Raw genomic sequence first — 13,966 nt, 5'->3', positions numbered from 1 at the left:
CAGGAGAATGCAATGTTCATCGTTTCGCTGAACTACAAGGTGCCGCTGACCGAGATCGATCGGCTGGCGCCGGCGCATGTCGAATGGCTGAAGGCCTGCTACGCGGAAGGCATTTTTGTTGCGTCTGGACCGAAACGGCCAAGGACCGGCGGCATCATCGTCGCGCGCGGTTCCCGCGACGTGCTTGACGCCAGACTGGCGGCCGACCCTTTCTCCGAGGCAGGCGCGGCCGACTACGAAATCACCGAATTCGCGGCGCGGTTGACCGCCACCGAACTGGACGCCTTCAAGGAAGCATGAGTGTTCGCCAGCCGACCCATACGCCCTATGACGGATCGTCAAGGCTTTTCACCATCGGGCTGAAACCGCTCGATCTCGATCGATGGATCGAGCTCGACGAGTTTCTTTTGCCGCATCTCGCCGAGAAGCGCCGTCTCTACGCGGAAATCCCAAGCCGGGTTTTTGTCGAGGAGGAGGGCACGCGTGAGGCGCAGCAGGAGGTGCTGGATCTGCTTGGAGCGCACCTGCTGGCGAAACATCCCGAAACCTACCGCCGCAAGGGTGCCGGGATCGAGGTAGCCGGCCCCGAAGGCAGCAATGTCGGCCCCGACGCCCCGCTGGTCGCAGCCTCGCTGCTAATCCAGGAAGACCTGATCCTGATGCGCCGCGGCGATGATGGCTGGCGGCTCGCCGCCGGCTCGCTCTGCTTTCCGTCGTCCTGGTCGCTCCAGGAGAAATTCGGCAAGCCGCTACAACAGATCCACGCGCCCGTGCCCGGCTTCGGCCCCGGCACGCGGCCTGCCGACCTCATCAACCGCATGTTCGACGGCCTGCAGGGACAAGCGGTCGAGCGCTTCAACTGGTCGATCCAGGCGGGCGACGCGCTCTATCATCCGCTTTCCAACGGGGAGCGCATCGACCGTGCCACGAACCGTCCGACGCGTTTTTCGGATGGTGACATCAACGCCCATGCCTTCATTCGCGTCGAGCGTCAGACCTTGCGCAAGCTGCCGGTGTCGCGCGACATCCTTTTCACCATTCGCATCCATCTCGACCCGCTGGCGGTGCTTGCCCGCCACCCCGACAAGGTCGCGCTTGCGGCCTCCTTCGCCGACCAGCTCAATGCTCTCGATCAGGCGCAGCTCGACTACAAGGGTTTGAGCGCGGACCGCGACCGGCTGGTTTCGTACCTCGCCGGCATGGCCATGGTGGCTTAACCAAACCGCCAGGCCGGTTTGGCCGTCGGTTGGCGGTTTTTGCTGGTTTGTGACAATGATCTATGATGTAGGGCTACCGGCGAAAAATGCCGGACTTTCCCGTGTTTGAAGGAGTGTGCGAAAAAATGGCGAACGAGAACTGGCCCGTTTACGGTGAAATCACCGGCCCTGTCGTGATGATCGGCTTCGGCTCGATCGGACGGGGAACGCTGCCGCTGATCGAACGCCATTTCAAGTTCGACAAGTCGCGCATGGTGGTCATCGACCCGCGCGACAGCGACCGCATGCTGCTCGACGAGCGCGGCATCGCCTTCGTTCAGGACGCGGTGACCAGGAAGAACTACAAGAAGCTTCTGACCCCGCTTCTCACCAATGGCAGCGGTCAGGGCATGTGCGTCAACCTGTCGGTCGACACCTCCTCGCTCGAGTTGATGAAGCTCTGCCGCAAGCTCGGCGTGCTCTATGTCGATACGGTGGTCGAGCCGTGGCTCGGCTTCTATTTCGACGACAAGGCCGACAATGCCTCGCGCACCAATTACGCGCTGCGCGAGAGCGTGCGCCAGGAGAAGGAGAAGGCTCCCGGCGGCACTACGGCGATCTCCTGCTGCGGCGCCAATCCTGGCATGGTCTCCTGGTTCGTCAAGCAGGCACTGGTCAACCTCGCCAACGATCTCGGGCTCGAGTTTGTGGTCCCGCCGGAGCACGACCGCGAGGGCTGGGCGAAGCTGATGAAGAAGGCCGGAGTCAAGGGCATCCACATCGCCGAGCGCGATACCCAGCGCACCAAGAAGCCGAAGCCGATGGATGTATTCTGGAACACCTGGTCGGTCGAGGGCTTCATCTCGGAAGGCCTGCAGCCGGCCGAGCTCGGCTGGGGCACGCATGAGACCTGGATGCCGAAGAACGGCAAGAAGCACAAGCATGGCTCGCAGGCGGCGATCTATCTGGAGCAGCCGGGCGCCAACACGCGCGTGCGCTCCTGGTGCCCGACGCCCGGCCCGCAATACGGCTTCCTGGTCACCCACAACGAGGCGATCTCGATCGCCGATTTCTTCACCGTGCGCGGCAAGAAGGGCAAGGTTCAGTATCGCCCGACCTGCCATTATGCCTATCACCCCTGCAACGATGCCGTGCTGTCGCTGCACGAGATGTTCGGCGCCGCCGGCAAGGCGCAACCGGTGCATCACGTGCTCGACGAGAACGAGCTGGTCGACGGCGTCGACGAGCTCGGCGTGCTGCTCTACGGCCATGCCAAGAACGCCTATTGGTACGGCTCGCAGCTGTCGCTGGCCGAGGCGCGCAAGCTGGCGCCTTATCAGAACGCCACCGGCCTGCAGGTCACCTCGGCGGTGCTGGCCGGCATGGTCTGGGCGTTGGAAAATCCGATGGCCGGCATCGTCGAGGCCGACGAGATGGACTACCGGCGCTGCCTGGAAGTGCAGCTTCCCTATCTCGGGCCGGTCAGGGGCTACTACACCGACTGGACGCCGCTTGATAATCGCCCGGGGCTTTTCCCCGAGGATCTGGACAAGGACGATCCGTGGCAGTTCCGCAACATCCTGGTGCGATAGCAGCCAAGCCTACCCGCGTCTCCACCTTGCAATCGCCCGGAAATCGGGCGATTGAAGACGGGCAGCCTAGAGAAACGGGCGTTCCTTCGGACGCACAAAGTACTCTAGCACTTTGAATGCACGCATCGTGCTTTTCCGAAGATCGGAGATCGGTTTTCGGGCCGACGCGAGAGGAGAGGATTCTAAATGACCATTGCGCGCAAATTGCTTTCGGCAGGCTCCGCGGCAAGCCTTCTGGCCGCGGCCGCCTGCACCACCACCGGCCCTTCGGAGCCGATCGCAGCGGCGCCCAAGGGCGTCGAGGGCAACTGGATCGACGCCAAGGGCACCGGCCTCTCGACTTTCGCGGCCGGCAGCTTCACCACCGTCGCGACCGATACCGGCCAGAAGCTGTCCGAGGGCAGCTACACCATGACCGGCGCGACCTCGGTCGAGATCCACGGCACCTCGCTGATCCGCCAGACGCCGGTTAGCTTCAACTGCCTGATGGTCTCTACCAGCCAGCTCAACTGCACCAGCTCCAGTGGTCAGAATTTCGTGCTGACGCGCCGGGCCTGAGCGCAGGCAGAGATCGACTTTGTCGAGGATGGCGGCGCGAGCCGCCGTCCTTTTTTGTGCCGGCAAACCTCCTCCCGATTTCCGCTTGCATCGGCCAAAACGCGATGTGAACATGATCCGAAGCTGACTGTTACCTTCCAGCCAAGCGAGGGCTTTAAGCACTTCAAGTCAGCTCATCCGGGAGACGAGAATGAAGAAATTTGCCGCCATTGCCGCCCTTTCCGCATCAGCACTTGGCCTCTCGGCCGGAGCGTCTTTTGCCGACTACACGCTGAACATCCTGCATTTCAACGATTGGCATAGCCGCATCGAAGGCAACAACAAATACGAGTCGACATGTTCCGCGGAGGAGGAGACCAAAGGCGAGTGCATTGGCGGCGCCGGCCGGCTGGTCACTGCGATCGCGCAGGAGCGCAAGAAGCTCGAAGGTCAGAACGTGCTGCTGCTCAATGCAGGCGACAGCTTCCAGGGATCGCTGTTCTACATCACCTACAAGGGAGCAGCGGAGGAGGAATTCCTCAATCAGCTCAAGCCCGACGCGGTGACGCTCGGCAACCATGAGTTCGACGACGGCGAAAGCGCGCTTGTGCCTTACCTCGACAAGGCGAAGTTCCCGGTGGTCAGCGCCAACGTCGTGCCCAACGACAAGTCCGGCGCCCACGGCAAGGTCAAGCCGTCCATCGTGGTCGAGGTCGGCGGCCAGAAGATCGGCATCGTCGGCGCCGTCACCAACGACACTCCGGAACTCGCCTCGCCCGGCCCCAACATTGCCATCGCGGACGACGTCAAGTCGATCACCGCCGAGGTCGAGAAACTGAAGGCGCAGGGCATCAACAAGATCATCGCCGTCACCCATATCGGCTATAACCGCGAGCGCGACGTCATCGCGAAAATCCCCGGCGTCGACGTGGTGGTCGGCGGCCACAGCCACACGCTTTTGTCGAACACCGATCCGAAGGCGGCAGGCCCCTACCCGACGATGGTCGACAACCCCGACGGCTACAAGGTGCCGGTGGTGCAGGCGGCGTCCTATTCGAAATATCTCGGCGAATTCAAGGTCGTGTTCGACGACAACGGCGTCGTCAAGTCGGCCAGCGGCGACCCGATCTTTCTCGACAAGTCGATCACGCCCGATCCGGCGGTGCTCGCCCGCATCAAGGAGCTTGGCGCGCCGATCGAGGCGCTGAAGAACAAGGAAGTGGCGGAGACCACCAAGCCGATCGATGGCAGTCGTGAAAGCTGCCGCACCCGCGAATGCGAAATGGGCAATCTCGTCTCCGACGCCGTCCTCGATCGGGTCAAGGGCCAGGGCGTCGAGATCGTCATCTCGAATGGCGGCGGACTGCGCGCCTCGATCGACCAGGGCACCGTGACCATGGGCGAAGTGCTGACGGTGCTGCCGTTCCAGAACACGCTGGCGACCTTCAAGATCTCCGGCAAGGACCTGGTCGCCGGTCTCGAAAGCGGCGTCAGCCAGGTCGAGGACGCCGCCGGCCGCTTCCCGCAGGTGGCCGGCTTGAAATATGCCTTCGACAAGTCGATCGCGCCCAATGCCGGCCGCGTCAAATCGGTCGAGGTGATGGAGAACGGCGCCTGGGTGCCGATCAATCCGGACAAGCAGTATCTCGTCGCCACCAACAACTACGTCCGCCAGGGCGGCGACGGCTACAAGGTCTTCGCCGAAAAGGCCACGGACGCCTATGACTACGGCCCGGGCCTGGAGCAGGTGGTGGCCGACTATCTCGGCGCGCACCGCCCCTACACGCCGAAGCTCGACGGCCGCATCACCGAGATCGGCGCCATGACAGCGGCCGCGGAGCCGGCAAAACCTGCCGAGACCGCCACGACGCCGCCTGCCGCCCAACCCGCGAAGCCGGCCGAGACGGCGCCGGCGGCCACCGAGCCTGCCATGCCGGCTTTGCCGTCCAATTCCGGCGACATCGCCGGGACGCCGCCGGCCGTTCCGACCGAGACGGCACCGGCAACGTCGGAGACAGCAAAACCTGCCGAGACTGCGCCGGCGACCGCCGCCCCTGCGACCGAATCCGCCAAGCCGGCCGAAACAGCGCCCGCCGAGGCCAAGCCGGCCGCGACCGGTCCGGAGGCCAGCCCAGAGACCAGCCATGTGGTCGCCGCCGGCGACACCTATTGGGATCTGGCCAAGAAAAACTATGGCGACGGCAGCAAATGGAAGCTGATCTCCGAGGCCAACAAGGACTACAGGCCGCGCCGTCTGCCGCTCGGAGCAACGCTGACAATTCCGCCGGCCGCAAAGTAACCTTTCGCCGGAAATTCATGGCGCCCGTCCGGGAGACCGGACGGGTGTTCCGTTTTCAGACGCAAACGCGGTAAGGTGCGTCCAGACGCAGCATTCCAAAACCGGCATGGCATCGCTAGTTTTCGCACCGACAACCGGAGACCGTCGATGACGCTTGCCAATCCTGCCGATGCGAAAGCCGCCAAGACCGCCGGTCCGGCGCCGGCGGGTGCCGCGCCGGTGAAAGCGGGCAAGACCGGCATCATGCTGATCAATCTCGGCACGCCCGACGGCACCGATTTCAAGCCGATGTGGCGCTATCTCAGAGAATTTCTCTCCGATCCGCGCGTCATCGAGCTCAACAAGGCGATCTGGTATCCGATCCTCTACGCGCTGGTTCTCACAACGCGGCCGAAAAAGTCCGGCGCCAACTACGCCAGGATCTGGAACCGGGAGAAGAACGAGTCGCCGCTGCGCACCTTCACCCGCTCGCAGGCGGAGAAACTCGCCATTGCGCTTGCTGATCTGCCGGACGTCGTGGTCGACTGGGCCATGCGCTACGGCAATCCCTCGACCGGCAGCGTCGTCCGCCGGCTGGTCGAGCAGGGCTGCGAGCGCATCCTCACTTTTCCGCTCTATCCGCAATATTCGGCGACGACCACGGCGACGGCGAACGACCAGCTGTTCCGGGCGCTGATGAAGATCAGGCAAGCGCCGGCGATCCGCAGCGTGCCGCCCTATTATGACGAGCCGGTCTATATCGACGCCCTCGCCCGCTCGATCGAGAAAAACCTGGCGACGCTCGATTTCGCGCCGGAGGTGGTGATCACCTCCTACCACGGCATCCCAAAACCCTATTCCGACAAGGGTGACCCTTACCAGGCGCATTGCCTCGAGACGACGAGGCTGCTCAGGGCAAGGCTCGGCTGGGACGAGAAGAAGCTCATCACCACCTTCCAGTCGCGCTTCGGCGCCCAGGAATGGCTGCAGCCCTACACCGACGTCACTGTCGAGAAGCTGGCGAAGGACGGCGTCAAATCGATCGCGGTCGTCAATCCGGGTTTTTCCGTCGACTGTATCGAGACGCTGGACGAGATCGGCCGCGAGGCCGCCGAGACATTCCACCATGCCGGCGGCAAGAACTTCGCCCACATCCCCTGCCTCAACGACAGCGCCGAGGGCATGGCAGTGATCGAGGCGCTGGTGCGGCGGGAACTGTCAGGCTGGGTCTGACGTCCGATATTAGGCGGCGAAACCGGTTCGCACAGCCTTCGCTAACCAATATTCGCGATCACCTGATTGTAACGCTTCGGAAACACACTTAAGTGATTCCGCGAGGTCGCCGCCTTTTGAGGGAGAAACGAAATGGGGTTTAGCGGTTTCGATATTGCCATCATTGTTCTTGTATTCCTCGTCATCATCCTTCTTTTCAAAGGCATCAGAACGGTGCCGCAGGGCTACAACTACACGGTGGAGCGTTTCGGCCGCTACACCAAGACGCTGACGCCCGGCCTGAACATCATCAACCCGATCTTCGAGCGTGTAGGCGCCAAGATGAACATGATGGAGCAGGTGCTCGATGTCCCGACGCAGGAGATCATCACCCGCGACAATGCAATCGTCGGCGTCGACGGCGTCGCCTTCTACCAGGTGCTGAATGCCCCGCAGGCCGCCTATCAGGTCTCCGGGCTGCAGAACGCCATCCTCAACCTCACCATGACCAACATCCGTACCGTCATGGGCTCGATGGATCTCGACGAATTGCTGTCCAACCGCGATGCGATCAACGAACGGCTGCTGCGCGTCGTCGATGAGGCCGCGCACCCGTGGGGCATCAAGATCACCCGCGTCGAGATCAAGGACATCAACCCGCCGGCCAATCTGGTGGATTCGATGAGCCGCCAGATGATCGCCGAGCGCGACAAGCGCGCCCAGATCCTGGCCGCCGAAGGCATGAAGCAGTCGCAGATCCTCGAGGCCGAAGGCCGCAGGGAAGCTGCTTTCCGCGATGCCGAGGCGCGCGAGCGTTCCGCCGAGGCGGAGGCCAAGGCGACCCAGGTGGTGTCGGAAGCCATCGCCAAGGGCGACGTGCAGGCGATCAACTACTTCATCGCGCAGAAATACACCGAGGCGCTGGCCAGGATCGGCTCGTCCAGCAACAACAAGATCGTGCTCATGCCGTTCGAAGCCTCATCGCTGATCGGTTCGCTCGGCGGCATCGGCGAGATCGCCCGCGAAGTGTTCAAGGCCGACGGCCCTTCCGGCCCGCAACGTCAGGGGGCGCGCACGCCGCTCGTGCGACCGTCGGACAATTGAGTCACGCCATCTGGGTGGGAGAACGTCAATGATCGATCGCATCGTCTCGGAACTCGGGCCGTGGAACTGGATGGTCCTCGGCTTCGTGCTGCTGGTGATGGAAATCGTGGCGCCCGGCGTGTTCATGCTGTGGATCGGCATCGCCGCGCTGATCATCGGCGCGGTATCGCTGCTGATTTGGGACGCTGCCTTCTGGACCTGGCAGCTCCAGGTGCTCGCCTTCCTCGTGCTCTCTCTGGTCTCAGCCTTCGTCGGCAAGAAGCTGGTGGGCGATCGTGCCGTCAATGCGGACCAGCCGCTGCTCAACCGCCGCGGCGCTCAGATGGTCGGCCGCACGGCGACATTGGCCGAGCCCATCAAGAATGGCCGCGGCCGCATCCGCCTCGGCGACACGCTGTGGCGTGTCTCCGGCCCGGACCTGCCCGTCGGCACCCAGGTGCGTGTGACCGGCGCCGCCGACACCGATCTGGAGCTGACGGTGGAGGCCGTCTGACGTTTGCGGGTTTCCTATTCTGAAGCCGTTTGGGAATCAGGCCTGCGTGTCCTGAGTCTCGCCCATCTCAGGCGGCGCCGATGCGCAGCAGATCGTGCAGATGCACCAGCCCCACGGGGCGATCGGCCTCGACCACCATCAGGCTGGTGATGGCCGACGTATTGATCGTCTGCAGCGCCGTCGCCACCAGCGTGTCGGGGGCAGCCGTCTTCGGCTTCTTTGTCATCACCTCATCGACGTTCATCGACAGAAGATCATCGGCAATGTGGCGGCGGATGTCGCCATCGGTGATGATGCCGATCAGCGCACCGTCGGCGCCAGTGATCGCCACGCAGCCAAAACCCTTGCGCGACAGTTCGACGATCGCTTCGCGCATTCCCGTGCCCGACGGCACCAGCGGCAGCCGCTCGCCGACATGCATGATCTCGCGCAGTTGCATCAGATTGGCGCCGAGCTGACCGCCGGGATGGAAGGTGCGGAAATGGTCCGGCGTGAAGCCGCGCGCCTCGAGCAGCGCGATCGCCAGCGCGTCGCCCATGACCAGCTGCAGCAGCGCCGATGTCGTCGGCGCCAGCCCGTGGGGACAGGCCTCCGGCGCGGCCGGCAGCAACAGCACGACGTCGGCGGCGCGCGCCAGCGCCGAATTCTCGCCCGAGGTGATGGCGATCAGCGGGATCGAAAAGCGTCTGGAATAGGCGACGATGCCCATCAGTTCCTTGCTCTCGCCCGACCACGACATGGCGATGATGGCGTCGTCCCTGGCGATCATGCCGAGATCGCCATGATTGGCCTCGGCCGGATGGACGAAGAAGGCAGGCGTGCCGGTCGAGGCGAGCGTCGCCGCGATCTTTGAGCCGATATGGCCGCTCTTGCCGACGCCGGTGACGATGACGCGGCCCTCGATCCGCGCGATGGCATCCACTGCGGCAGCGAACGGTTCGGACAAGCCGTTGCCGAGAGCGGCTGCAAGCGCGGCCATGCCGGCCTGCTCCGTCGCCACCGTTCTCAGCGCCGATTCAATCGCTGCCTGCCTGTCCGGCTGCTTTCTTTCTGAGGACCCCGCGTGCATGGCAGATGCCATTAGCGCCATGTCGCCCGCCTGTCCAACGGAATTCCCGTCTCGCGTGCGTCGCGGACAGGGCCCTTGGCCTGTTTCAACCCTCCGTTAACCATCCGCATTTACGGTCCGGTAAGTATGGCGCGCCTGCGCCGCGCAAGCAGTGGTGATGATGTTCGGCGGCGAGCCAGATACGAAAAAGGGCCGGAAGTGCATTGCCGTTGCAGCGCTTTTGCTGACGGCAAGCATCGTCGCCTTGCTGCGCACAGTGCCGGCATTTTCGCAGGAAACCGAGTTGCGCGGCGAGGTCTCCGAATCGGCAATCCTGGCCGACCAGCAACGCAAGGCGAGACAGTTGCGCCCGCAGGGATCGCTGGATCAAGCGGTTCCGGCGACCCAAATGGCTGAGGACCAGACGCCCGCCAACCCTTATGAGCCGGCAAGCCCAGGCGCGGTGCCCGACGACGACCAGACCGGGGGCGCGGAGGGCAGCATCTTCAACCAGCCGCAAGCCACCGACGACCCCTTCGCCGACAATCAGACAATTGCCGCGCCACGTCGGCCTTCGACTGCCAGGCAGGGCTCGGCGGGTGCCAACGCGAAAAGCGATGCCAAGGCGGCCGACAAGAAAAACGCCAACAAGAAGCCTGGCCAGACGGCCGACAGCACGGCCAAGGCCGCCACCGGCGATCCGGCCGAAACGGCGGCCACCGAGGATGACGGCGCGAACCGCCGCGCCGTCACCATCGACAGCGTCGACCGGCAGAAGCTCGATCCCGGCGCGGAGCGCACAGGATCGATCGAGGGCCAGAAAGTGAAGCTGGAGGACGATGCCTTCGCCGCCCCCGGCATCAAGGTCGGGACCTTTGTCTTCCGTCCGACACTCGAGCAAGGCCTCACCGCGACTTCCAATGCCGATGCCAGCGCCGGCGGCAGGTCGGCTGTGCTGTCCGAAACCGCGCTGCGTTTCTCCGCCACCTCCGACTGGCGCGAGAATTCGGCCGTCGTCGACGGCTACGGCCTTTTTCGCAACACGCTTTCGGGCCAGAAGATCAACGATGCGCAGGGACGGATCGAAGGCCAGCTCAATGTCGACCTCGACAATGAACTGCGCGCCATCGCCAAGCTCGGCTATGAAGCGGTGCCGGAATCGGCGTCCTCGCCGGATGCGATTGCCGGCGTCACCTCACAGCCGCTGCGGCAGACCGTCGACGGCAGCCTCGGCATCGAGAAGGATGTCGGCAAGATGCGCTACGCGCTGACCGGCGCGGTCTCGCATGACTTCTACGGCGACGCCAAGCTCTCGGACGGCACCGTCTTGTCGCTGAAGGATCGCGACTCGACACTCTACTCTGCGACCTTGCGTACCGGCTACCAGGTCTCACCGGCCATGACGCCATTCCTTGAGGTGGAAGCCGGCCGGCGGATCTACGATCTGCGCCTCGACAGCAACGGTTTCGAGCGCTCCTCGACGCGGCTCGGCGCGCGTGCCGGCCTCGAGCTCGACATGCGCGAGAAGCTCTCCGGCGAGTTCTCCGTCGGCTGGCTGCGCGAAGGCATCGACGACGACCGTCTGCCGGCGATTGCGGGGCCCTACGTCAACGCCGACCTCAGATGGTCGCCCGAGCGCGGCACCATCATCGGGCTGACCGGAAGAACCACGGTCGAGACCACGACCATCGCTAACGAGAGCGGCGACCTCCTCTATTCGGGCCGGCTCACCGGCGAGCGGCAGGTCCGCGCCAACCTGACGGCGAATACAGCGCTCGGGCTCGACTGGCGCGACTACACCGGCTCCGATGGCCACGATCTGGTCCTGAGCGCCGAGGCCGGCCTGACCTGGTGGCTGAACCGCTATGCCGGCCTCACCACAAGAATCAGGACGGAGAAGCTCACCAGCAACCTTCCCGGTCGCGATTATGTCGCCAACAGCGTCTATCTCGGCCTGAAGGTGCAGCGCTGACGCTTCGTCATCCTCGCGCCAGCGACGCGGACGCGGAGATCCGAAGGATCAACGCCGCTTAGCCAGCACCTAGGAAGCGGCGCCGACCCGCTCCGCCGGCCGCACCTCATCCAGCAGCGTGCGGATGACCCCAGCCATGCTCGCATTCATGTCGCTGCGCCAGAGCGCGAAGGCGACATTGGCCTCGACGAAGCCTTCCGGCGAGCCGCAGTCGAAGGTGCGCCCCTTATAGTGATAGCCGTAGAAGGGCTGCTGCTTCTCCAGCTTCAGCATCGCATCCGTCAGCTGGATCTCGTTGCCGGCGCCGCGCTCCTGGCTTTCGAGGATGCCGAAAATCTCCGGTTGCAGGATGTAGCGCCCGTTGATGAAGAGATTGGAGGGCGCCGTGCCAGCCTTAGGCTTCTCCACCATGCCGGTGATGCGGAAACCGTGATGGGTGTCCTCGCCACGGCCGACGATGCCGTATTTATGGGCCTCGGCCGGATCGCATTCCTGTACGGCGATGATGTTGTTCCCGGTCTCGGCATAGAGTTCGACCATATCCTTCATGCAGCTTTTTTCCGACTGCATGATCATGTCGGGCAAAAGCAGCGCGAACGGTTCGTCACCGACCAGTTCACGCGCGCACCAGACGGCATGGCCAAGGCCCATCGGCACCTGCTGGCGGGTGAAGCTGGTCTGGCCAGGCGCTGGCTGCAGCCGCTGCAGGCGGGCGAGCTGGTCGTCCTTGCCGCGCTGGGCGAGCGTATCGTAGAGCTCGAACTGGACGTCGAAGTGATCCTCGATGACCGCCTTGTTGCGCCCGGTCACGAAAATGAAATGCTCGATGCCGGCGTCGCGCGCCTCGTCGACCACATATTGAATGACCGGCCGGTCGACGACCGTCAGCATCTCCTTCGGGATGGCCTTGGTGGCCGGAAGAAACCGTGTGCCGAGACCGGCGACCGGGAAAACTGCCTTGCGAACTCGCTTCATGCTCCACCCATACGTTTAAGCCCATTATCCGCGCGGCCATCCGCTCTGCAATCCCCCCGAACATTTTCGCGCCGGAATGTTGAATTACCCGAGCGGCTGGCCTGAAAATCGAAAGTTAAAGCACCGACCTCTCTTTTCGTTCCTAATGGCACCTATGGTAAACTAAATACTAACCGGCTTCGGCGTTGAATGATCCTTCCTAATTTTGATGAAGGAGGAAAAGGATGTCCGTTCGCAACAGCGCAAGGCGCCTGACGGCATTTGTGACGGCCGCGGGCCTCACGCTTGCCTTGCTGATGCCCGCCGGACCCGCTTTCGCCGATGCGGGTTTCCGCCAGTGGGTCGCGGACTTCCGTGCCACCGCGGTTTCGGGCGGCGTTTCCGGCGCAGTCTACGACAAGGCCATGAGGGGCATCGAGCCCGACCCGGTCGTGCTGGAAAAGGCCCGCACCCAGCCGGAATTCACCGCCCCCGCCTGGGATTATTTCGACAACCGGGTGCATGACCAGTCGGTGACCAACGGTCAGGCAATGGCGCGCAAATGGAAGCCATGGCTGGATCGGATCGAGGCGCGGTTCGGCGTCGATCGCCATATCCTTCTCGCCATCTGGTCGATGGAATCGAACTATGGCGAGATCCTCAAGCGCGACGACATCATGCGCAATGTCATCCGTTCGCTGGCGACCCTAGCCTATGGCGACCCGAAGCGGTCGAAATATGCCCGAACCCAGCTGATCGCGGCGCTGAAGATCCTGCAGACCGGCGACATCGACGAAAGCCATCTCATGGGTTCCTGGGCGGGCGCGATGGGTCAGACGCAGTTCATCCCGACCAGCTATCAGCACTACGCGGTGGACATGGACGGCAATGGCCGGCGCGACATCTGGAATTCGATACCCGACGCGTTGGCGACTGCCGCCAACCTGCTCAGGAAGAACGGCTGGCAGGCCGGCAAGACCTGGGGCTATGAAGTGACCTTGCCGCCGGGCAAGCTGCCCGCCGGATCGAAGACGCTGGCGCAGTGGCAGGCTCTCGGGGTCGCCAGGGCCAACGGCAAGCCGTTCAGGAACCTGAGCGACAAGGCGACGCTCAAGGTGCCGGACGGCAGGGGCGGACCGGCCTTCCTGATGATCAGGAATTTCTCGGTCATCAAGGCTTACAACAATGCCGACAAATATGCTTTGGCCGTCGGCCTGCTCGCCGACGAAATCGCCGGTGGCACCGGGCTTGTGCAGGACTGGCAGCGGCCTTTCACCAAGCTCAGCTTCGAGCAACGGCAGGAACTGCAGAAGCGGCTTTCCGAGCACGGTTATTATGACGGCAAGTTCGACGGCAAGATCGGCGAGGGGTCGAAAGCCGCCATCATGGCCTACCAGGCGAAGGTAGGCTTGAGCCAGGATGGCTATCCGAGCCTGGAAGTGCTGAAATGGCTCCGGAAGCAATAGAGCCGCCCATGGCGTCAAGCATCCTTTCAAAAGCGGAAAGGATGCTGTAGCGCTGCGGCCTGCGCATGACTTGCCGGCTTTTTACGTTGTCATGCGCCAAGGATGGAGACTTTC

At 63.5% G+C, this 13,966-nt stretch carries 12 protein-coding genes; 10 read left to right on the top strand and 2 right to left on the bottom strand.

Going from position 1 to position 13,966, the window contains the following annotated elements; all coding sequences use genetic code 11:
* The first annotated feature begins 12 nt into the window (after positions 1-12).
* From A9K66_RS17555 to A9K66_RS17520, 8 genes are all read left to right on the top strand, one after another.
* Positions 13-300, top strand: coding sequence for a YciI family protein (locus A9K66_RS17555; RefSeq protein WP_067002501.1), 288 nt, complete (start codon positions 13-15; stop codon positions 298-300).
* Entirely contained in the window at positions 297-1,217 is a 921-nt protein-coding gene (locus tag A9K66_RS17550; protein WP_067325945.1) for a DUF3445 domain-containing protein, read from the top strand. The genes A9K66_RS17555 and A9K66_RS17550 overlap by 4 nt, the downstream gene beginning before the upstream one ends.
* 125 nt (positions 1,218-1,342) lie before the next feature.
* Positions 1,343-2,788 carry a homospermidine synthase gene (locus A9K66_RS17545; RefSeq protein WP_067325942.1) on the top strand — a complete coding sequence of 482 codons (1,446 nt, stop codon included), beginning with the start codon at positions 1,343-1,345 and terminating at the stop codon, positions 2,786-2,788.
* Between the two features lie 186 nt (positions 2,789-2,974).
* The gene (locus A9K66_RS17540) at positions 2,975-3,346 is read left to right on the top strand and encodes a hypothetical protein (protein WP_067325938.1); all 372 of its coding nucleotides are present in this window, start codon (positions 2,975-2,977) and stop codon (positions 3,344-3,346) included.
* A gap of 190 nt (positions 3,347-3,536) precedes the next feature.
* Entirely contained in the window at positions 3,537-5,624 is a 2,088-nt protein-coding gene (locus tag A9K66_RS17535) for a 5'-nucleotidase C-terminal domain-containing protein (protein ID WP_067325935.1), read from the top strand.
* 147 nt (positions 5,625-5,771) lie between these two features.
* Positions 5,772-6,836, top strand: coding sequence for a ferrochelatase (hemH, locus tag A9K66_RS17530; RefSeq protein WP_067325932.1), 1,065 nt, complete (start codon positions 5,772-5,774; stop codon positions 6,834-6,836).
* A gap of 132 nt (positions 6,837-6,968) precedes the next feature.
* Complete coding sequence (locus A9K66_RS17525; protein WP_067002512.1) at positions 6,969-7,919, top strand: SPFH domain-containing protein; 951 nt, start codon at positions 6,969-6,971, stop codon at positions 7,917-7,919.
* A gap of 28 nt (positions 7,920-7,947) precedes the next feature.
* Entirely contained in the window at positions 7,948-8,412 is a 465-nt protein-coding gene (locus A9K66_RS17520; RefSeq protein WP_067325928.1) for an NfeD family protein, read from the top strand.
* A gap of 67 nt (positions 8,413-8,479) precedes the next feature.
* Here the strand turns inward: A9K66_RS17520 and A9K66_RS17515 are convergent, their stop codons facing one another.
* Positions 8,480-9,481, bottom strand: a complete 1,002-nt coding sequence (locus A9K66_RS17515) for a KpsF/GutQ family sugar-phosphate isomerase (RefSeq protein ID WP_067327031.1) — start codon at positions 9,479-9,481, stop codon at positions 8,480-8,482.
* A gap of 160 nt (positions 9,482-9,641) precedes the next feature.
* Here A9K66_RS17515 and A9K66_RS17510 point away from each other — a divergent pair, with 160 nt between their 5' ends.
* A complete protein-coding gene (locus A9K66_RS17510; protein ID WP_067327029.1) occupies positions 9,642-11,432 on the top strand; it encodes an outer membrane beta-barrel protein in 1,791 nt (596 codons plus the stop codon).
* A gap of 69 nt (positions 11,433-11,501) precedes the next feature.
* Here A9K66_RS17510 and galU read toward each other — a convergent pair whose 3' ends face one another.
* Positions 11,502-12,407, bottom strand: a complete 906-nt coding sequence (gene galU, locus A9K66_RS17505; protein WP_067325925.1) for a UTP--glucose-1-phosphate uridylyltransferase GalU — start codon at positions 12,405-12,407, stop codon at positions 11,502-11,504.
* A gap of 224 nt (positions 12,408-12,631) precedes the next feature.
* Here galU and A9K66_RS17500 point away from each other — a divergent pair, with 224 nt between their 5' ends.
* Positions 12,632-13,852 (top strand): lytic murein transglycosylase, encoded by a 1,221-nt coding sequence (locus A9K66_RS17500; protein ID WP_067325921.1) that lies wholly within the window; start codon positions 12,632-12,634, stop codon positions 13,850-13,852.
* The last annotated feature ends 114 nt before the right edge of the window (positions 13,853-13,966 follow it).

This window comes from Mesorhizobium sp. AA23, assembly GCF_001672435.1.
Lineage (GTDB): Bacteria > Pseudomonadota > Alphaproteobacteria > Rhizobiales > Rhizobiaceae > Mesorhizobium.
This window is presented reverse-complemented; position numbering and strand designations above follow the sequence as displayed.

Coding starts and splice junctions, on each gene's coding strand:
- A9K66_RS17545 (WP_067325942.1), top strand. CDS start 1,343: ATGGCGAACGAGAACTGGCCCGTTTACGGTGAAATCACCGGCCCTGTC.
- A9K66_RS17535 (WP_067325935.1), top strand. CDS start 3,537: ATGAAGAAATTTGCCGCCATTGCCGCCCTTTCCGCATCAGCACTTGGC.
- A9K66_RS17550 (WP_067325945.1), top strand. CDS start 297: ATGAGTGTTCGCCAGCCGACCCATACGCCCTATGACGGATCGTCAAGG.
- A9K66_RS17500 (WP_067325921.1), top strand. CDS start 12,632: ATGTCCGTTCGCAACAGCGCAAGGCGCCTGACGGCATTTGTGACGGCC.
- galU (WP_067325925.1), bottom strand. CDS start 12,407: ATGAAGCGAGTTCGCAAGGCAGTTTTCCCGGTCGCCGGTCTCGGCACA.
- A9K66_RS17540 (WP_067325938.1), top strand. CDS start 2,975: ATGACCATTGCGCGCAAATTGCTTTCGGCAGGCTCCGCGGCAAGCCTT.
- A9K66_RS17555 (WP_067002501.1), top strand. CDS start 13: ATGTTCATCGTTTCGCTGAACTACAAGGTGCCGCTGACCGAGATCGAT.
- hemH (WP_067325932.1), top strand. CDS start 5,772: ATGACGCTTGCCAATCCTGCCGATGCGAAAGCCGCCAAGACCGCCGGT.
- A9K66_RS17510 (WP_067327029.1), top strand. CDS start 9,642: ATGTTCGGCGGCGAGCCAGATACGAAAAAGGGCCGGAAGTGCATTGCC.
- A9K66_RS17515 (WP_067327031.1), bottom strand. CDS start 9,481: ATGCACGCGGGGTCCTCAGAAAGAAAGCAGCCGGACAGGCAGGCAGCG.
- A9K66_RS17525 (WP_067002512.1), top strand. CDS start 6,969: ATGGGGTTTAGCGGTTTCGATATTGCCATCATTGTTCTTGTATTCCTC.
- A9K66_RS17520 (WP_067325928.1), top strand. CDS start 7,948: ATGATCGATCGCATCGTCTCGGAACTCGGGCCGTGGAACTGGATGGTC.